At 59.3% G+C, this 18,402-nt stretch carries 18 protein-coding genes; 7 read left to right on the top strand and 11 right to left on the bottom strand.

Going from position 1 to position 18,402, the window contains the following annotated elements; translation table 11 throughout:
• Positions 1-98: 98 nt before the first annotated feature.
• From A3224_RS15940 to A3224_RS15930, 3 genes are all read right to left on the bottom strand, one after another.
• Positions 99-782: a hypothetical protein gene (locus A3224_RS15940; protein WP_139223162.1), complete on the bottom strand. Its 684-nt coding sequence runs from the start codon at positions 780-782 to the stop codon at positions 99-101.
• Positions 783-944: 162 nt separating this feature from the next.
• Positions 945-3,047: an ATP-dependent DNA helicase RecG gene (gene recG, locus A3224_RS15935; protein ID WP_231902418.1), complete on the bottom strand. Its 2,103-nt coding sequence runs from the start codon at positions 3,045-3,047 to the stop codon at positions 945-947.
• Complete coding sequence (locus A3224_RS15930) at positions 3,026-3,946, bottom strand: hydrogen peroxide-inducible genes activator (protein WP_067156924.1); 921 nt, start codon at positions 3,944-3,946, stop codon at positions 3,026-3,028. Before A3224_RS15930 ends, recG begins: the two co-directional genes overlap by 22 nt.
• A gap of 190 nt (positions 3,947-4,136) precedes the next feature.
• On the opposite strand from A3224_RS15930, the gene A3224_RS15925 reads away from it, so the two are divergent.
• From A3224_RS15925 to A3224_RS15915, 3 genes are all read left to right on the top strand, one after another.
• Entirely contained in the window at positions 4,137-4,397 is a 261-nt protein-coding gene (locus A3224_RS15925) for a GlsB/YeaQ/YmgE family stress response membrane protein (RefSeq protein WP_067156921.1), read from the top strand.
• Between the two features lie 223 nt (positions 4,398-4,620).
• Complete coding sequence (locus A3224_RS15920) at positions 4,621-5,502, top strand: NAD-dependent epimerase/dehydratase family protein (protein ID WP_067156918.1); 882 nt, start codon at positions 4,621-4,623, stop codon at positions 5,500-5,502.
• Positions 5,503-5,506: 4 nt separating this feature from the next.
• The gene (locus A3224_RS15915) at positions 5,507-6,568 is read left to right on the top strand and encodes a zinc-binding dehydrogenase (protein WP_067156915.1); all 1,062 of its coding nucleotides are present in this window, start codon (positions 5,507-5,509) and stop codon (positions 6,566-6,568) included.
• A gap of 22 nt (positions 6,569-6,590) precedes the next feature.
• Here A3224_RS15915 and A3224_RS15910 read toward each other — a convergent pair whose 3' ends face one another.
• The 6 genes from A3224_RS15910 to A3224_RS15885 all read right to left on the bottom strand — a co-directional run bounded on the left by A3224_RS15910 (position 6,591) and on the right by A3224_RS15885 (position 13,762).
• A complete protein-coding gene (locus A3224_RS15910) occupies positions 6,591-6,974 on the bottom strand; it encodes a RidA family protein (RefSeq protein ID WP_067158184.1) in 384 nt (127 codons plus the stop codon).
• Positions 6,975-7,181: 207 nt separating this feature from the next.
• The gene (spoT, locus tag A3224_RS15905; RefSeq protein WP_067156912.1) at positions 7,182-9,299 is read right to left on the bottom strand and encodes a bifunctional GTP diphosphokinase/guanosine-3',5'-bis pyrophosphate 3'-pyrophosphohydrolase; all 2,118 of its coding nucleotides are present in this window, start codon (positions 9,297-9,299) and stop codon (positions 7,182-7,184) included.
• 39 nt (positions 9,300-9,338) lie between these two features.
• The gene (rpoZ, locus tag A3224_RS15900) at positions 9,339-9,608 is read right to left on the bottom strand and encodes a DNA-directed RNA polymerase subunit omega (RefSeq protein ID WP_067156909.1); all 270 of its coding nucleotides are present in this window, start codon (positions 9,606-9,608) and stop codon (positions 9,339-9,341) included.
• A gap of 101 nt (positions 9,609-9,709) precedes the next feature.
• Positions 9,710-10,327 carry a guanylate kinase gene (gmk, locus tag A3224_RS15895; protein WP_067156906.1) on the bottom strand — a complete coding sequence of 206 codons (618 nt, stop codon included), beginning with the start codon at positions 10,325-10,327 and terminating at the stop codon, positions 9,710-9,712.
• Positions 10,328-10,548: 221 nt separating this feature from the next.
• Complete coding sequence (locus A3224_RS15890) at positions 10,549-11,793, bottom strand: sterol desaturase family protein (RefSeq protein WP_067156903.1); 1,245 nt, start codon at positions 11,791-11,793, stop codon at positions 10,549-10,551.
• Between the two features lie 223 nt (positions 11,794-12,016).
• Positions 12,017-13,762: a S8 family peptidase gene (locus tag A3224_RS15885; RefSeq protein WP_067156900.1), complete on the bottom strand. Its 1,746-nt coding sequence runs from the start codon at positions 13,760-13,762 to the stop codon at positions 12,017-12,019.
• 318 nt (positions 13,763-14,080) lie between these two features.
• On the opposite strand from A3224_RS15885, the gene A3224_RS17060 reads away from it, so the two are divergent.
• The gene (locus A3224_RS17060) at positions 14,081-14,365 is read left to right on the top strand and encodes a hypothetical protein (protein ID WP_156481516.1); all 285 of its coding nucleotides are present in this window, start codon (positions 14,081-14,083) and stop codon (positions 14,363-14,365) included.
• Between the two features lie 48 nt (positions 14,366-14,413).
• Here the strand turns inward: A3224_RS17060 and A3224_RS15880 are convergent, their stop codons facing one another.
• Positions 14,414-15,490, bottom strand: a complete 1,077-nt coding sequence (locus tag A3224_RS15880) for a permease (protein WP_067156897.1) — start codon at positions 15,488-15,490, stop codon at positions 14,414-14,416.
• Positions 15,491-15,582: 92 nt separating this feature from the next.
• Between A3224_RS15880 and A3224_RS15875 the strand changes: the two genes are divergently transcribed.
• Together A3224_RS15875 and A3224_RS17705 are read left to right on the top strand one after the other, a co-directional pair.
• Positions 15,583-15,912, top strand: coding sequence for a helix-turn-helix domain-containing protein (locus A3224_RS15875; protein ID WP_437180634.1), 330 nt, complete (start codon positions 15,583-15,585; stop codon positions 15,910-15,912).
• A 478-nt stretch (positions 15,913-16,390) separates the two neighbouring features.
• A complete protein-coding gene (locus A3224_RS17705) occupies positions 16,391-16,621 on the top strand; it encodes a type I restriction enzyme endonuclease domain-containing protein (RefSeq protein ID WP_074901717.1) in 231 nt (76 codons plus the stop codon).
• Positions 16,622-16,675: 54 nt separating this feature from the next.
• Here the strand turns inward: A3224_RS17705 and A3224_RS15870 are convergent, their stop codons facing one another.
• Positions 16,676-17,557: a YicC/YloC family endoribonuclease gene (locus tag A3224_RS15870; RefSeq protein WP_067156891.1), complete on the bottom strand. Its 882-nt coding sequence runs from the start codon at positions 17,555-17,557 to the stop codon at positions 16,676-16,678.
• A gap of 122 nt (positions 17,558-17,679) precedes the next feature.
• On the opposite strand from A3224_RS15870, the gene rph reads away from it, so the two are divergent.
• On the top strand, positions 17,680-18,399 hold the full coding sequence (rph, locus tag A3224_RS15865; RefSeq protein ID WP_067156888.1) for a ribonuclease PH: 720 nt from the start codon (positions 17,680-17,682) through the stop codon (positions 18,397-18,399).
• Positions 18,400-18,402 lie beyond the last annotated feature (3 nt).

Here is an 18,402-nt window from a genome sequence, read left to right as displayed (position 1 = left end):
GCGTTGCCCGCAGCATACGGAGTGCCCGGAAGCCTACTGCAGCTCCCGTGTGCATGAATCAGAGGTTCCTTAATCAGAAGCGCCTCGACACCCCGCCTTTAGAGCGAGGCCCATTCGCGCAGCTGATCCGCCTCTATATTGTCCTCGATGCGGTCCTGCAGCCGGTCTACCAATTCTTCCAGCGCCCGCTCAATGGCGGCGTCGGTGGTGTCCTCGATCTTGCTGCCGTCGCGGCGCGTTTCTATACGGTATTTTTCCTGCACACGCAGATCGGCGATTTTTAGCAGCTCCTCGTGCAAAAGCTCACCGCTAGTGTTTTTCAGCTGGTAGTGAAAATCCCCCGACAGCTCCAGCAAACCCCATTCCACCTCGCGATCGCCGGAGGGTTTCAGGTCAGTCAACTGTTTGCTGACGATGACATTGAGGTAGCTTTGCATGGTGAGGAAGCCGTCTCGCTGCACCAGCGGCACTTCTTCGTCGGCGAAAAACGCTTGCAGCCGGTCTCGCCATTTGCGCTCCAAGAGGTCGCTGAATTTCCGTGCCGCGGCCTCTTTGAGTGCGCTGAGACTGTTGTCACTGCCCGCCTGCGCCAGCAGTACCGCGAGGTTGTTGCCTTGCACCGGTGTCGGTATATCCACGGCCACTTGCGCCGGAGCCAATGTCAGACTGGGGGTTTGCTCATCGCCGCCAAAACCGAAAAAGCCTTGGGCCTGGGCGCCGCTGTTTAGTCCGAGAAACAGCAGGCCCGCCTGCAGCAGCCTGCGTAGAGGTAGTGTATTCACGAGACTCTCCCTGAGATTTGTCATCATCATTGCGGTTGTTTGAGTGCCGATGTTTTGGGGCTTGCCGCGATGCTGTCGAGAGGCTGCCATTTGCATTGGCGCAGCGCAAAAAAATTCATGACCGTTTTCTTGGCTCTGGTCTCGGGCCGGCTGTCCGGGGGGTTACGCCTCGGCGAAGCGCGGTTTGTTTTGCAGCCAGCGCTGGATCAGCAGGCGGCGCAGGTCTTCAGTGAGCAGTGGCGAGGCGGCAATACGCTGCACCTGTGGCAGCAGGTGCGCATCCCGCTGCAGATCCGCGATGCGGTGCTGAATTTCGCCGGTCTGCCGTGTGCCGAGTATCTCGCCGGGGCCGCGTAGGCGCAGATCCTCCTCGGCGATGGCAAAGCCGTCGCTGTGCTGCCGGAGCGCTTGCAGCCGCGCGCGGCCATTTTGCGACAGCGGGGGGCCGTAAAGCAGAACGCAGTGACTGGCGATGGAGCCGCGTCCAACGCGCCCGCGCAGCTGGTGCAGTTGCGCCAGGCCCAGGCGCTCGGGATTCTCGATGATCATCAGGCTCGCATTGGGGACATCCACCCCCACTTCGATCACCGTGGTGGCCACCAGGAGATCGACTTCGCCGGCCTTGAAGGCGCCCATGACCCTCTCCTTCTGCTCCGGCTTCAGGCGCCCGTGCACCAGGGCAACGCGCACACCGTCCAGGGCCTCGGACAGTTCGCTGGCGGTGGATTCTGCCGCCTGGGCTTGCAGACTTTCCGATTCCTCGATCAGGGTGCAGACCCAGTAGGCCTGGCGGCCCTCTGCCACTGCGGCCCGCACCCGCTCCACCACTTGGTCGCGGCGCTCGTTGGAGATAGCAACGGTGTTGATCGGCTGTCGCCCCGGAGGCAGCTCGTCGATCACCGAGCAGTCCAGATCGGCGAAGGCGGACATGGCCAGGGTGCGGGGAATGGGGGTCGCCGTCATGATCAATTGGTGTGGCTGCAGCCGCCCGCTGACACCTTTGGCGGCGCCCTTCTCGCGCAGCTCCAGGCGTTGGCGGACGCCGAAGCGGTGCTGTTCGTCGATGATGACCAGCGCCAGGTTGTGGAACACCACTTCCGGTTGGAAGAGAGCGTGTGTACCCACCACCAGCTGCGCTTCGCCAGATGCGATAGCGGCCAGCTGGGTACGTCTCTCGGCGGCCTTGAGGCTGCCGGTCAGTTGAGCGACGCGGATATTCAGTGGTGCAAGCCAAGCGTCAAAATTGCGCCGGTGCTGTTCGGCGAGTATTTCCGTCGGTGCCATCACCGCCACCTGCGCACCGGCACCGATGGCTTTCAGTGCAGCCATGGCTGCCACCAAGGTCTTGCCGGCGCCCACGTCCCCCTGCAGCAGGCGCATCATCGGGCGGTTTTGGGACAGATCCCGGGCGATCTCCGCGCATACCCGCTGTTGGGCGCCGGTGAGGGTAAAGGGCAGCCGGGAGAGAAAGTCCCGCTCCAGGGCGGCATTGGCGGGAAGCGGCGGAGCGGAGACTTCGGCGTTTTCGCGCCGCAATTCCAGCAGACTGAGATGGTGGGCCAGCAGTTCTTCTAGTGCCAGGCGCTGTTGCGCGGGGTGTATCCCCTCCGCCAACTGCGCCAGATCGGCTCCCGCTGGCGGTGCGTGCAGATACTGCAGGGCTTGCCGCAACGGGTAGCGCAGGGGTGCCGGCAGCAATTCCGCAGGCAGCAGTTCGGCCACACCGGCCTGCTCCAGCATCGTCAGTGCCTGTTGTATCAGGCCGCGCAGGCGCAATTGCGTCACCCCCTCGGTAAGGGGGTAGATGGGTGTCAGGGTGTCCGGCCTGTCCGGGCTTTCGGCGCCAATGATTTCCGTTTCCGGGTGGTAGAGTTCCAGCCCGGCGGCGCCCCGGCGCGCCTCGCCGTAGCAGCGCAGGCGCACGCCGCGGGCGAAGCGGTTTTTCTGTGCCGCAGTGAAGTGGAAATAACGCAGAGAGATGGTGCCGCTGCCATCCTGCAGTTTGACCATCAGGCTGCGGCGGCGACCGAAGACAACGTCGGCGGCGCGCACTTCCCCCTCGATCACCGCATCCACACCGGGGGCGAGTGCTGCGATCGGCGTTACCCGTGTGCGGTCCTGGTAGCGCAGTGGCAGGTGAAACAGTAGATCCTGCACCGTGGCGATATGCAGCTTGGCCAGTGTCTGGGCGAACTTCTCCCCCACGCCCCGCAGCGCGGTGACCGGCAGTTCCGCGAGGTTATTTATTGGTCGCGCAGCTGGCACTGATTAATGGCCTCGCGCAATTTGTCGATGGCCTGGTGGCGCGGGAAGCTGGCGCGCCACGCCAATGCCACGGTGCGTTGCGGGGCGGGCGGTGCAAAGGGGCGCGTTTCCAGCAGACCGTTGGCGTATTGGGAAGCCGTGGCCGCAGACAGGGGCAGTACCGTGATACCGAGGCCCGAGGCCACCATGTGGCGCAGTGTTTCCAGGGAACTGCCGTCGGCGGCGGTGCGGATATGGCCGTTGCCCTCCCTTTCCATGGTCTGTTGCAATTGCGGGCAGGCCTCCAGCACCTGGTCGCGGAAGCAGTGACCTTCGCCCAGCAGTAGCACATTGTCCTGGGACAGTTGCTCCGGCGTGATGAACTCTTGTGCCGCCAGTGGATGGTTGGCGGGCATCAGTACCACGAAGGGTTCGTCGTAGAGGGGCTGGGTAACCACGTCCGGCTCGGTAAATGGCAGTGCGATGATAATCGCGTCCAGTTCTCCCTTGCGCAGCTGCTGGCGCAGGGTGGCAGTGTAGCCCTCTTCCACGTAGAGGGGCATATCCGGGGCCAGTTTTTGCAGTTGTGGGATAAAGTGCGGAAACAGATAGGGGCCGATAGTGAAAATGGCGCCCACGGACAGGGGGCTGGCCAGCTGATCCTTGCCGGCGCTGGCGATGTCCTTGATGGCGGCTGCCTGTTCCAGTACCAGTTGCGCCTGGGAAACGATGCGCTCTCCCAGCGGCGTTGCCTGTACCCGGGTTTTGGAACGCTCAAACAGTGCCACGCCCAGTTCCGTCTCCAATTTCTTAACAGCGATCGATAGCGTCGGCTGACTGACGAAGCAGCGCTCGGCGGCGCGGCCGAAGTGCTGTTCCTGGGCCAGGGTCACAATATAGCGCAGTTCGTTGAGCGTCATGTTAGAGGCAATTAGCTGATTACGGGTGATAGCAATTATTCATAAATAATAGCTCTGGGCCAACGGGGGAAATGTATTTCGGCAGATCTCTCGCCGGGGATAGAAAAATTTTCTATTTAGGGAACTGTTCGTGCGCTAGCGGCGCATTATTTTGCTATACGTTTAACAAGTCGTAGACTGGAGCATCATCGTGGGTATTTTCTCCTGGATCATTCTCGGATTGATCGCTGGCGTATTGGCGAAATGGATCATGCCCGGTCCGGACCCGGGCGGCTGGATTGTCACTATTGTCATCGGCATTGTCGGCGCCTTTATCGGCGGCTGGGTGGGTTCCCTGGTGGGAATCGGCGGGCCGGTCACGGGTGTCGGCCTCGGTGATATTGTCACTGCCACTATCGGTGCGATTATATTTCTGGCCGTGTACCGCATGCTCAAGCGGCGCAGTCACTGAATTTTTTAAATTTTTAGATACGGTGGGGCTCGCTGCGGAATAAACCGCAGCGGCCGGCAAACAGCATTGTCATTTACGGAATCCGCTGGCTCCGTTCCACGAAATTGGTCGGGACTTATTGCAGAGGTCTGGAAGACCTCTTTATTTGGGGTGGTCAAGTTAACGATAGGGGAGAAACGGCAAGGGGGGAAGTCGAGGGAGCGGCATCCCTGCGCGAAGGATTATGACTCAGGAAAAACTATGGATTTTCGGTTGCGGCGACCTGGGTGCGCGCCTGGCATTGCAGCTGAATCGGCAGGAATACCAAATCTACGGTGTGCGTCGTAATCCGCTGGTGGCCCTGGCTACCAAACGTCGCGCCGACGCTGTCAACTGGCGCCGTGGCGACGCGACGAAACCGGAAAATATCGAGCGGTTGCTCACTGATGGCGCCGATGTGGTGCTGGCTACCTTCACTCCCGATGAGCACACGCAAAGCGGCTATCATCGCGCCTATATCAGTACCGCCACCGCTCTGGCCAAAACCCTGCCCAAGCTGCCGCGCCCACCCCGTCTGTTGATCTGGGTTTCCTCTACCCGCGTCTACGGCCAGTGTGGCGATCAGTGGATCGATGAACAGACCCCGGCCATTCCCAATGGCTTCCAGGGCGATACGCTGCTGGCGGCGGAGGAAATTATCCACAATGCTGTGCCCACAACCTGTGTGGTGCGCTTTGCCGGTATCTACGGCCCCGGCCGCGACCGCCTGTTGTCCCAAGTGCGTGCCGGCCGCTGTGCGCCGCCGACGCCGCCCCAGTACAGCAACCGCATCCACGTCGACGACTGCATCGGTTTCCTGATCCATCTGATGGAAAAGCACAAGCGGGGCTGGGCGCCCGAAAAGCTGTATATCGGAGCGGACTGTTTGCCTGTGCCCATGTACGAACTGCAGCAGTGGTTGGTCAAGACCATGGGTTACACCAGTGCCCACTTGCGGGAAATTGTCGAAACCAGCGAGCGCCGTTCGAAAAAACTCAGCAACAGGCGCATGCTGGAAAGTGGCTATACGATGAAATACCCGGACTACAAGGCCGGTTACAGTGCTCTGCTGAAAACGGAAGGATAGGAAAATGGGCGCGCGGGCAGCGGTCGACCGGAGGGAGAATCCGCCGCCCGCAGGGGAGCGGCGCACCGTTTGGCAGACGCCGGGTGCCGGGGACATCGCCAGGCTGTGTCTGCGGACGGAGCCGCTGGCCACCCTGCCCGTCACCAGCGTACGCGTTACAGTGCGCGCGGTCGGACTCAATTTCGCCGACATCTTCGCCCTCACCGGCCTCTACTCCGCCACGCCGCGTGGTGCCTTTATCCCCGGCCTCGAGTTCGCGGGAGAAGTGTCGGCGGTGGGCGGAGAGGCCTCCGGCTTCTCGCCGGGTGACAGAGTGATGGGGGTGACCCGCTTTGGTGGCTACGCCTCGGTCATCGATTGTGAACCCGACTATTTGATGCCCCTTCCGGACGATTGGGATTTTGCCCAGGGTGCGGCCTGGCCCGTGCAGTCGTTGACCGCCTGGTATGCACTGACCCGGCTGGGCGCCCTGCGCTCCGGTGAGAGGGTTCTGATACACAGCGCCGCTGGCGGCGTCGGATTACAGGCGATGCAGCTGACCCGGGCGCTGGGGGGCAGTCCGGTGGGCACCGTGGGCAGCGAAGACAAAGCGGTGCGGCTTCGCGAGCTGGGGTTCGATGATGTGTTGGTGCGGGAGAAGAACTTCCACCGGCAATTGCAGCGCACAGGGTTGAGTTTTGACTTGGTTCTGGATGCCATCGGCGGCGCGGTGCAAAAGGCCAGTTTCGCAGCGCTCAAACCGATGGGGCGGCTGGTGGTATTTGGCGCCGCTGAATTTACCCCCAGGGGAAAACGTCCGGACTATTTGCGTGCCGCCTGGCGCTATCTGCGCCGTCCCCGCTACGATGTCATGGACATGATCAGCAGCAACCGCTCGGTATTGGCCTTCAATTTGATTTGGCTGTGGGATCGTAAGGACGAGATGCAGTCGCTGCTCGCTGAACTCGGCGATGTGCCTTTGCCACCGCCGCTGGTTGGGCGGCGCTTCCCTTTCGCCGATGCCCACGCCGCCCTGGATTTTCTGCGCTCCGGGCGCTCCGTGGGCAAGGTGGTATTGGAGTGCTGACCGTGTTGCGGACGGGCTTTCCTCAGATGACCATTACCGCTTCGGCTTCAAACAGTGCCCCCTTGGGCAGTTCTTTTACGCCCACCGCCGCGCGCGCGGGATAGGGTTCCTCGAAGAATTCCGCCATCACCTCGTTAACTGTGGAAAAGTTGCTGAGATCGGTCAGATAGAGGTTCAGCTTCACAATATGCCCCAGGGAACCGTTGGCCGCTTCGCAGACTGCGCGCAGGTTTTGAAATACCTGACGGGCCTGGGCTGCGAAGTCGCCTTCGACAATTTCCATGCTTTGCGGATCCAGGGGAATCTGTCCGGACAGGTAGACTGTGTTGTCGACCTTGACGGCCTGGGAATAGCTGCCGATAGCTGCCGGGGCTTTGTCAGTCTTGATGACGGCGCGATTGGGCATGAGGTACTCCAGTGCTTTGCCGAAAAAGAAAAGCGGCAAATATAGCGCGCCTGTTCAGGGAATGGGAGGTGGGGGATAAGGCGGCGGAAAGAAAGCGCAAATTTTGCCGACAAATGGCAATTGGCTGGATGCTGTCATAGGTTCCGGCCGGCTCCGACAAAATTTGCCAGGATTTTGGCGGTGGCGGGATAAGCGGTGACAGCGCCATCACGGGCGCGAGATGCGGATCACCGCCGGCAGATTGCGCAGCCGTTTCATCACCCGCGCCAAGTGCACACGGTTGCTGACTTCCAGGGTGAGAGAAATAACGCTGTTGTGGGCATCTTTCTCGTCTACGTGAATCTGCTCGATGCTGGCGCCCTCTTCCGTGATGCGGGTGGCCAGCTGGGCGATAATGCCGCGCTCGGATTCCACTTCCACCCGCACGTCGCCGAGGAACTCGCCCTTTACATCCGGCGACCAGTTGACCAGCATGATGTTTTCCGGGTGCTCGCGGAAATCTATGGTGTTGCGGCAGGTATCCCGGTGTACCACCACGCCTTTACCGGAGCTGATGTGACCGACAATGGTATCGCCGGGAATCGGCCGGCAGCAGCGGGCAAAACTGATCAGCATGCCCTCTTCCGCATCGATGGTTAAGGGTGAAGAAATGTGGCTGGCCTCCGTCTCCTCGCTGCCTTCGGGGGCCAGTAGTTTGGCAGCGGAAAAAGCCACCTTGTTGCCCAGGCCGATTTCCTCCAGCAGCTTCTCCAGCGTGGGCACTTTGTTTTCCTGCAACCCTTTTTGCAGCTGCTCTTCGGTCAGATCTTCGAGGCGAGTGTTGAATTTCCCCAGCGCTTTTTCCAGCAGGCGTCGGCCCAGGGCCACTGAGTCGTGGTGGCGCTGGTGCTTCAGGAAGTGGCGTATGGCACTCCTGGCCTTGGCGGTAACCACAAAATTGAGCCAGTTGGGATTCGGCTGTGCGTTTTTGCGCGTGAGAATCTCCACCTTTTGCCCGCTCTCCAGCGGCTGCGACAGCGGCGCGAGACGCTGGTTGATACGGACCGCGACACAGGAGTTGCCGATATCGGTGTGTACCGAATAGGCGAAGTCCACCGCGGTGGCGCCGGCGGGCAGATCGATAATCTCACCTTTTGGCGTGAAAACGTACACTTCGTCCGGGAACAGGTCGATCTTGACGTTTTCAATAAATTCCAGCGAATTGCCCGCGCGCTGCTGCATCTCCAGCAGCCCCTGCACCCAGCGCCGCGCGCGCACCTGGCTGGTGCCGCCAGTGTTGATCACTTCATCGCCAGAGGCTTTGTAGAGCCAGTGCGCGGCGATGCCGCTGTTGGCCATTTCATCCATTTCCTTGGTGCGTATCTGCACTTCGATGGGTACGCCGTGCATACCCAGCAGCACCGTGTGCAGAGACTGATAACCGTTGGACTTGGGAATGGCGATATAGTCCTTGAACTCGGAGATCACCGGCTTGTACAGGTTGTGCATCACGCCCAGTACGCGGTAACAGGTGTCCACGCTATCGACAATAATGCGGAAGGCGTAGACATCCATGATTTCCTTGAAGGATTTTTTCTTGGCGCGCATCTTTTGATAGATGCTGTAGAGGTGCTTTTCGCGGCCGATGACCAGCGCATCTATGCCCTCGCGCTGCAGTCGCAGCTCTATCGCGTTCTGGATTTGTTCCAGCAGCTCCTTGCGGTTGCCGCGCGCTGCCACCAGTGCCGCGCGCAGACGGCTGGCACGCAGTGGGTGGATGGCAAAAAAGGCGCGATCCTCGAATTCGATGCGCACGTCGTTCATACCCAGGCGGTTGGCGATGGGCGCATAGATCTCCAGCGTTTCGCGGGCGATGCGCGCGCGCTTCTGCGGCTTGAGTGCGCCCAGAGTGCGCATGTTGTGCAGCCGGTCCGCAAGTTTGACCAGAATGACACGGATATCCCGCGCCATGGCCAGTGCCATTTTCTGGAAGTTTTCCGCCTGTTTTTCCGCCGGGCTGTCGGTCTCGAACTGGGTCAGTTTGGAGACGCCGTCCACCAGATCTGCCACTTCATCGCCAAACTGTTCCGCCAGCGCAGCCTTGGGAATGCCGGTGTCTTCGATGACATCGTGGAGCATGGCCGCGGCCAGGCTCTGGTGATCCATATGCATGCCGGCCAGTATGGTGGCGACCGCCAGTGGGTGGGTGATGTAGGGCTCGCCGGAGCGCCGCTGCTGGCCGTCGTGGGCTTGCTCCGCGTAGAAATAAGCGCGGCGGACTATCTGGATCTGATTGGGGGGCAGGTATGAGGAGAGGCGGTGGGCCAGACTATCGATGGTGTGCAAAGCCGTGCGCGCCTCTCTTTGCGTTCAAGTCCAAACGAATCAGATGTTCTGCTCGGACAGGTAGGTCGGAGCGGACAGGGATTGCGGTGCCGGGGCCGCCTCCTCTTCCGGTTCGTCGAGGATACTGGCGTCCACCAGGCCCTCTTCGATTTCCCGCAGGGCGATTACCGTGGGCTTGTCATTCTCTTCCGGTACCAGCGGGTCTTTGCCGCCGGTGGCAATCTGACGGGCGCGTTTGCTGCCCACGATGACGAGCTCAAAGCGGTTGTCGACGTGTTGCAGGCAATCTTCAACGGTAATGCGTGCCATAAATTTTCGGTTCCATTAACAGTGCGCAGGCGTTACCTGCGAGGCAATTCGGTACGGATATTCTATCGGACCGAACAGTGTACGCAAATCGAACAGCTGACTCAATGGTGCAGGAGTGCTTCCAACAGCGCGCCGTGGCGCTGTTGTTGGCACTGCAGGCGGCTGCGCTGGGCGGTAACGATCGCGCGCAGCTCGCGCAGCGCTTCGTCGAAGTTGTCGTTGATCACCAGGTAGTCCGCTTCCACATAGTGGGACATTTCGTCGATGGCTTGCGCCATACGCTTTTCAATCACGCTCTGCTCGTCCTGGCCGCGTCCGGTCAGACGCTCGCGGAGCGCCTGCTGGGAGGGTGGCAATATAAAGATGCCGACCGTATCCGGTAACAGACGGCGCACTTGGGCGGCGCCCTGCCAGTCAATTTCGAGAATCACATCTCGACCGCTGGCCAGTGTTTGCTCGACCCATTCCCGCGAGGTGCCGTAAAAGTTGTCGAATACCTGCGCGTGTTCGAGGAAGGCATTCCTGTTCAGCATTTCCACAAATGCATCGCGGTCGACGAAATGGTAGTTGACCCCATCCCGCTCGCCCGGGCGCATGGGTCTGGTGGTGTGGGATACGGACACGGTCACCTGGCTGTCGCTGTCTACCAGCGCTTTCACCAAGCTGGTTTTTCCCGCACCTGAGGGTGCGGACACGGTAAAAAGGGTTCCTGTTTGCACAACTGATCCTGCATCCGGACAAAGGGCGCATTATAACGGATGCAATTGCACGAGGCGGGTAAAAGGCTAAGTCCCGGCCGGTTGGGGGGATGTGTTGGGAGTTTTCAGGAGCGCTCGTACCAACTACTGGTACAGACGCCCCTGAGTCCGGCCGGAACCGCCCTGTGGGAAGGGCCCCCGATCACCACCTACCTCCTGCGACCGGGTTTTGTTCCCTGTTGCTAATCGCTAACGAGGGCGACTCTATCGGCTTTGCTCGTAAAAGCCAACCACCACCAACTCAATGCACTGAGCAAACAATAGATGGCCAGGGTGGCCGACAGGGGTGTCGGCAGCAGTGGCAGGAGTGCAGCCAGGGCTCCGAGGCGGATCAACTCTGCCCCCTTGGCCAGGCGGTGGCCGTCGAGAATACGGCCGTTGACGACCAGACCGAAGGTCAATGCGAGTACGGTAGTGAGTTGCTGCCAGTAGTCCAGGTGTTGCGCATGCCAGAGCAATGCCAGGGTGGCGGCGGAGTAGCACAGGTGCTGTGCCAGCGCGTAGATGCGCTGGCCGCGGGTGATTTGCGGATCGAACCGCTGGAAGTTGTTTAGGTCGCAGGAAGGCACCGGCATGGCTGCTTCGGCGTCCGCCGGGCGATAGCCGGTGCGGCGAAACCAAAGCGTGAGCTTGTCCCACCAGTTTTTAGTGTGCCAAGCATCCAAAGCCATGCGCTTGTAGTGTTGTAGATTGGCGGCCAGGGGATCGAAACTATTGAGCGGTTTGCGTACCCCGTAGATACACGGCTCTTCTTCCAGCTCCTCCTGATAGGTGCCGAACAGGCGGTCCCAGATGATAAATACCCCGCCGTAATTGCGGTCCACGTAGATCGTGTTCTGAGCGTGGTGCACTCGGTGGTTTGACGGGGTTACGAAGATCCACTCCATCCAGCGCACTTTGGGGAACTTCTGTGTGTGCACCCAGAACTGGTAGATCAGGTCTATGGCGCCAGCGGTGACCACCATTTCCGGGGGAAGGCCGATGGCCAGCAGTGGCATATAAAAGATCCAGCCCACTGGCGGGCCGCCCGCCGGCTGGCGCAGCGCCGTAGTCAGGTTGTAGTCCTCACTCTGATGGTGCACCAGGTGATCGGCCCAAAGGAGATTGATTTCATGCGCGAAGCGGTGTTTCCAGTAGTAGCAAAAGTCATAGGCCACCACCGCCAAAAACAGGTGCCAGATGTTGTCCGCGGACCAATGGAGACCCGCCGCTGCGTAGATGGGCTTCAGCCACTCGTATGCGGGCACGTAGATGGCCAGCAGCAGGCCGGCGCGCACCAGTCCGGAAAGTCGGCTCAGTATGCCGGCACCGAGACTGCCGATGGCGTCGTTCAGCCGGTAAAGACCCCATCCGCGCCAGCGGTCCAGTGCCAGCTCCACCAGAACGGCGATAAGAAAAAAGGGGATAGCGAGGGTGATGAGACTCACGGGTACCTCTTTATTTTGTTATTCGGCCCAATTGCAGGGACTTTGCCACAGCCCCGGGGCGGGCGCCTAGGTGGGAGAGGACGTGATTTTGAAATCCGTTAGGGATTTTTGCGGATGCGAGTGGGTGGGTATTGTTCAAGATGGACGAAGGGCGAGCACTTGGCTCGCCCTTTTGCACTGAACACTGCGGAACTGCGCCCGCAGTTACAGCAATAGCACCGGGTTAGTCTGTTGCCTGGGCGTCCAGGGTCACACCGGAGTAGGAGTTGTAGCCGCGGATACTGATATACCAAGTGCCCGCGGAGGGATTGTTGAAACTACAGCTCTCGCTGTTGCCCCAACGGTAGGGGCGGCAATCGTAATTGCTGGTGGTGGGCTGGGCGCCGTAACGCACATAGAGATCGGCGTCCCCACTGCCTCCGGACATCTCTACATTCAGAGAGGACATACCGCTGTTCACCTCCAGGGTGAAGTGCTGCCAGGAGCCCTGACTGCCGGAGAGATTGGTCTCGGTCCAGCCGGTTTCCTCACCGCCGCCGCCACCGTTGTTGCCGCCACCAGCCGCGGCTACCGCTGCCGCAGCGTCGACAATACCGGCGCCGCATTGGCTGCAGGAAGCCGGGAAGCTGCGCGCGGTGCTGGTCAGGATGGACTCAACCTCGCTCGGGGTAATGGTTGGGTCCACCGAGTACAGCAGTGCCGCGGCGCCGGCCACGTGGGGAGCCGCCATGCTGGTGCCCTGATAGTAGGCGTAGTTGTCGCTGCCCGGGCTTTGAGTGCCGCTGTTCAGAGTGGACAGCACACCGTTGCTGGATACCGAGGTATCGCCGCCGGGGGCCGCCACATCGACCACACTGCCGTAGTTGGAGTACCAGGCCCTGCCACCGGAGCGGTCCACGGAGGCGACGGTGATCACACCGGAGCAGCTGGCGGGCGTGTAATTGCCGGCATTGGCGCCGGAGTTCCCCGCGGCCACCACTACTGTGGCGCCGAGGCTGCGCGCAGTGTTTATTGCATTCTGGGTGGTGGTGCCGCAGCTGCCGCTGCCGCCCAGGCTGAGGTTCAATACCTGCGCCGGGTTGGGGTTGCTGGGCACGCCGCTGACGCTGCCGCCCGCGCCCCAGATAATGGCATCGGCGATATCCGAGGTGTAACCACCACAGCGGCCCAGAACGCGGATGGGTACTACCTTGGCCTTGTAGGCCACGCCGGCGACGCCAGTGCCGTTGTTGGTGACAGCCGCTATAGTGCCGGCCACATGGGTGCCGTGCCAACTGCTGTTGGTGGCCGGTGAGCCGGAGTAGCAGGCATTTGCGGGCGCCCAGTCACCGGGGTCACTGGGATCGCTGTCGCGGCCGCCGCCGTCCTGGGCCACGGTGGAATCAGAAATCATGTCATAGCCGGGCAAAATATTGTCCACCAGATCCGCATGCGGCCGGTAGCCAGTGTCGATCACTGCCACTACGACGCCTTCCCCCTGCGTGGTGTCCCAGGCCGAGGGCAGGTTCAGGCCAGCGGCGGACTCGAAATAATGCCACTGCTGGTTGTAGTAGGTGTCGTTGGGAATGGCCATGGGCTGCAGAAGCAAGTCCGGTTCCGCGTACTCGACGTTCGGGTCTTGTTGAAGACGGCTGATAATCTCCGCCAGCTCGGCTCCGCCTTTATGCTTATTCAGACGCATTAACTGTGCGCCGGTGGCCAAGCGCCGCATGTGACGCAATTCAGTGCCCGCCAGGCGCGAGGCATTTTCCATTGCGGTTTGAGACATGCTGGAAGCCATGCTCAACTGCGACGTGTTTTTATATTTGACAATGATGCGGTCAGTGACTGGTTGCGCGCTCATACTCATGGGCGCGGCCGCGGGGTTGCTGGTTTCCACCGCGTGGGCCGTGAAAGGACCCGCGCATAATAGAGTGACCGCACTTAACAGCGCGGATTTTTGCACGAGGTTTTTTAAGGGTGATTTCATTGTTGCCATAATCTCCTTTGTTATTGTTTTGAACGCGACCGCCAATTGCCCGCAGCGCGCCGTTTTACTTCCTGTATCCCGCCTACCGTTTTACTTTTGAACAATCAAAAATTATTGCCCAAAGAGTGGTTTCTCGTGTGCCGACGAATACTGCTGCCGATACGCTTAGCGACAGATTTAGACGGGAAAGACTCAATGTCACAAAAGGATAATAATCCTAATGCTTTCCTTTAACGGAAATATGATTCTATCCCTCAGTTTTTTTTGGGGATAACTCTTTGAATTTGGCGCCAAAATGCTATTTCTTGGAGAACATTTGTGCAGCATGGCTCCCAAAGTGAGAACCAAATCTCAATTAGAAAAAGTTGTTTGGTTGTGCACCACTATGGAGCAACGTTGTTCACAAGTGTTAAGCGTTATGAAAATATTTCTTTTGGTGAAAAAGTTCGCGGTAAAAATACGAGTAAACATGCGGATGAATGGCTGATAAATGCTATTTGGCCTGCAAATAATCCGCCTGAAAAAACGCAAATAGTTGGAGAGGGATTTCGACTTTATTGGATAGGGATCTCGGCTTTTATAAATTTCCACTCCATTGCCTGAGCACCGCTGCATCATCGACAGCGCTCAGGCGAATTTATCAAGGCTTACTTAAAAAAACAGAAACGTGGCGTACCCTGCAATGATTGCCATGGCAAATACCACGGTGACAAAGGCCACCAGAAGCCTGAACTTAAACAGTGAGCGCAAAAGGATAAGCTCTGTCAGACTGGCACCGGCACTGCCAATAATCAATGCCAATACCGCGCCCGCGCCCACACCTTTGGTCATCAGCGCTGCGGCCAGCGGTATGACGGCACTGGCACGGATATACAGTGGCACACCGATGACCGCTGCAATCGGGATCGCGAAAGGATTGTCCGGCCCGGCATATTCCTCCAACAACCCAGTGGGCATAAAGCCATAGATTACGCTGCCAATGAAGATGCCAATCAATAAATAGGGCAGAACATCCACAAAGTCTGACCAGGCCTCCCGCCACAAACCGCTGTATTTACCTTCTTTACCGATGGCGACGGCCGCAGAGGGTGAATCGCCACAGCAGCCGTTAGATGTTGTGGCCGGCGTGCTCCCACAACAGCCGCCGCTAGATGTTGTGGTCGGCGTGCTCCCGCAACAGCCGCCGCTAGATGTTGTGGTCGGCGTGCTCCCGCAACAGCTTCCGTCGCCAGTGTAGGCAGCCGGCTCGGCGCTACAGTCAGACGACCCGCAGCCCACAGATTCTTTGCCTGTGTCACTGCGGATATAGCGCTCAAACCCCAGCGTTTGCAGCAGCCAGCCGGCTCCGAGCGAAACCCCGAAAGCCGCCACTACGTAGATAGCCGTGAGCGCCAAACCGAAGGTGGCGATCAACAGGCCGACCACAATCGGGTTCAGCAGTGGCGAAGCGAACAAAAACACCATCATCGGCCCGAAACCGGCCCGCGCCCGGATCAAACCCTTCAACATCGGAATGGTCGAGCAACTGCAAAACGGCGTAATCGCCCCCAGGCCCGCCGCCAGAAAATAACTTCTGCGCCGGCTGGCACTCAGCAAGGCTTCCACCTTAGATGGCGGAATATGCCGCTGAAGCATCCCTACCAACAGACTAATGCCAATAAATAGTGTCGACAGTTCGACAGCGAGAAAGGCAAACATGCCCAAGGTATCTTGCAGTTGCGGTGACATCGATCGCTCCCATATTTCTAGATTTATCGAAATATGGGCAAGCCTAGCTTGTCATTTCGGCGTGTGTCAACCATAATTCTAGAAATTTAGAAATGTTGGTCAGAAGTATGTACATGGATCACGAAGAGGCGGCCGCCAGCTTGGCCGAACTGGGGAACAGTCACCGACTGGCGGTATTCCGCTTTTTGGTCAAAGCCGGCCACCGCGGCGCCGCCGTTGGCGAAATCCAGCAAGCGTTGGGCATTCCCGCTTCAACCCTGTCGCACCACCTGTCGCGTATGGCCAAGGTGGGCCTGATCCGCCAGGAAAAGCACAGCCGCACTATTATCTGCATACCCGAATACCAGCACTTGGAAAGCTTGATTGGTTTTCTGAAGGAGGAGTGTTGTGTGGGGGTGTCGGGAGGGCTTGACTCGAAGTAGGTATCCCGCTGAGTTTCAAAGTGGCGAGGTAATTATGCAGTAGAAAAGAACACTAATTTGTTGGTACATGCGAAGCCAATATGCGGAGAAGTTTCAAGGTTTGCTATCTCCAGAGAGTGTATTTTATTTTGCGAAGCTTGATTCAATTACCGTTTACGAACGGGCTTTTTTCCCGGCGCGTTGACGAAGAAACTTTCAGAAACTCCCACGGCGACGGCGGTAACCAATGGTTACCCCCGGGTGTAGTCGTCCTGGAGGTGCTGGATAAGCACTGGGATGCAGTGGTGAAAGACTGTGTGACTGAATCAGGCGCAGATGGGGCTGCTCCAAACGCCCAGCCTAGTTCCGGCAGAGGGCCACTCAAGTACTGAAGAGCCATCTGGTAAAAGGCTAAACCCTGAAGCAGAAGCGCCTGCAGGAAACCCTGCGCCGCTACAACAACCGTGCGATTGAAACAGCGTAGGTTAAGAAGAGTTCATTGCCATGGCTAAGGAGTTTCTGGCGGAGAAAGAACGGGACGCACCCAATCCAGAACTGCACTTTCGTTGTTGGGCTGAGCTTGGACGAGGTTGCCTTCTACGACGCCCAGGCCAACAACGAAAGTGCAGTGCGGGAACTGGGAGGCGAGATTCTAAAAAAATTGCCGTGGAAATTGCTGAAAGCCTGCGCAAATACCCACCGGACAAAGCGCCGGAAGCAGTGGAGATAGTGCTGCAGCAGGCGGAAGTTCTGTCGAACAGTTGGAGCAGTGGTGTGTCTGCTTCTACTCTATATTCTGTACCTGCTCCCGCATCTGCTCAATTAACACCTTGAGCTCCACCGCCGCCTGGGTGGTATCGGTAACTACGGACTTGGATGAGAGGGTGTTGGCCTCGCGGTTGAATTCCTGCATCAGAAAATCCAGTCGCCGCCCGATGGCGCCGCCGCCGGCGAGGACGCGACGGGTTTCCGTAATGTGGGCATCCAGGCGGTCCAATTCTTCGTCCACGTCGGCCTTTTGTGCCAGCAAGACTATTTCTTGTTCCAGCCGGTCCTGATCCAGTTCGGCGAGCAGTTCTTCGAGCCGTGCGCGCAGTTTTTCCCGCTGGGCCTCCAAAATCTGCGGCAGCAGCGCGCGCACGTCGGCGACTTGTTTCTCGATATTATCCAGGCGCGCTTCGATAAATTTGCGCAGTTCCGCGCCTTCCCGCTCACGGTTGGCGTTGAGCTGTGCCAATGCTTCGCCGAAGGCCTGAAGAATCGCGGCGCTCTGCTGTTCGCTATCTGTCTCTGATTCAGTGATCACGCCCGGCCACTGCAGTAGTTGCAGGGGGTTGATCGGTGCGCAATTGCCGCCGGCGGAGACTTGTTCTGCGGCGCGCAACAGTGCTGCTACCAGCGGCTGGTTGATCTCCAGGCCCGCCGTTTCCGCGTTGCTGGGCTTAAGGGTCAGGGTGAGTTCCAGTTTGCCGCGGGAGAGTGTCTTGCGTAGTGTTTCGCGCAATTGGGTTTCCAGCGGACGCGCGGTCTCGGGAAGGCGGAAATGGGGTTCCAGGTAACGGTGGTTGACCGAGCGCAGTTCCCAGGTGGCAGTGCCGGTGCCGTAGGAGGCTTCCGCACGACCGAAGGCGGTCATACTGCGTACTTTGTCGTTCACCCTGGCCATGCGTGTTCCCCCTGGAAAATATGTTCTGCCAGACTTAATCGGCCGGGCATCATAGCACACGGAATCCGATTGTCCGGCCGGGGGTTATAATGCCGGGCTTTGAGCTTACAAAGAGGTGATCTATGCAGCGTCCCAGTGGCCGCGGGCCGGCGCAAATGCGTTCTGTCCGTATTACCCGCAACTATACCCGCCATGCGGAGGGTTCGGTGTTGGTAGAATTTGGCGATACCAAGGTGCTGTGCAACGCGTCTGTAGCGGACGAGGTGCCGCGCTTTTTGCGCGGCCAGGGCAGCGGCTGGATTACCGCGGAGTACGGCATGCTGCCCCGCTCCACCGGTTCGCGCATGCCTCGCGAGGCGGCCAAGGGCAAGCAGAGTGGCCGCACAGTGGAAATTCAGCGCTTGATCGGCCGCTCGCTGCGCGCGGCAGTGGATCTGCAATCGCTGGGTGAAAATCAGATTACGCTGGATTGCGATGTGATACAGGCGGACGGCGGCACCCGCACCGCGGCCATCACGGGGGCCTGTGTCGCCTTGGTGGATGCGCTGCGCTACATGCAGCGGGAGAAAATCATCACCACGGACCCGCTGAAGAACCTGGTAGCAGCTGTGTCCGTAGGCATTTACGACGGCGAGCCAGTGCTGGACCTGGATTACCCGGAGGACAGCAACGCTGATACCGATATGAACCTGGTGATGGCGGAAGACGGCGGCATGATCGAAGTACAGGGCACAGCCGAGGGAGAGCCTTTCACCGAAAAGCAGTTCGCGCAGATGCTGGCTTTGGGTAAAGCGGGAATAGACGAGTTAATCGCTATTCAGCGGGCCGTGCTCGCGGAGTAAGTC

This window comes from Microbulbifer thermotolerans (assembly GCF_001617625.1).
GTDB classification, from domain to species: Bacteria; Pseudomonadota; Gammaproteobacteria; order Pseudomonadales; family Cellvibrionaceae; genus Microbulbifer; species Microbulbifer thermotolerans.
This window is presented reverse-complemented; position numbering and strand designations above follow the sequence as displayed.

Bases quoted from the DNA above. Each gene is read 5' to 3' on its own strand.
- A3224_RS15930 (WP_067156924.1), bottom strand. From the start codon at position 3,946: ATGACGCTCAACGAACTGCGCTATATTGTGACCCTGGCCCAGGAACAG.
- A3224_RS15920 (WP_067156918.1), top strand. From the start codon at position 4,621: ATGACTCAGGAAAAACTATGGATTTTCGGTTGCGGCGACCTGGGTGCG.
- A3224_RS15915 (WP_067156915.1), top strand. From the start codon at position 5,507: ATGGGCGCGCGGGCAGCGGTCGACCGGAGGGAGAATCCGCCGCCCGCA.
- A3224_RS15910 (WP_067158184.1), bottom strand. From the start codon at position 6,974: ATGCCCAATCGCGCCGTCATCAAGACTGACAAAGCCCCGGCAGCTATC.
- rpoZ (WP_067156909.1), bottom strand. From the start codon at position 9,608: ATGGCACGCATTACCGTTGAAGATTGCCTGCAACACGTCGACAACCGC.
- A3224_RS15885 (WP_067156900.1), bottom strand. From the start codon at position 13,762: ATGAAATCACCCTTAAAAAACCTCGTGCAAAAATCCGCGCTGTTAAGT.
- A3224_RS15880 (WP_067156897.1), bottom strand. From the start codon at position 15,490: ATGTCACCGCAACTGCAAGATACCTTGGGCATGTTTGCCTTTCTCGCT.
- A3224_RS15875 (WP_437180634.1), top strand. From the start codon at position 15,583: ATGTTGGTCAGAAGTATGTACATGGATCACGAAGAGGCGGCCGCCAGC.
- A3224_RS15870 (WP_067156891.1), bottom strand. From the start codon at position 17,557: ATGGCCAGGGTGAACGACAAAGTACGCAGTATGACCGCCTTCGGTCGT.
- rph (WP_067156888.1), top strand. From the start codon at position 17,680: ATGCAGCGTCCCAGTGGCCGCGGGCCGGCGCAAATGCGTTCTGTCCGT.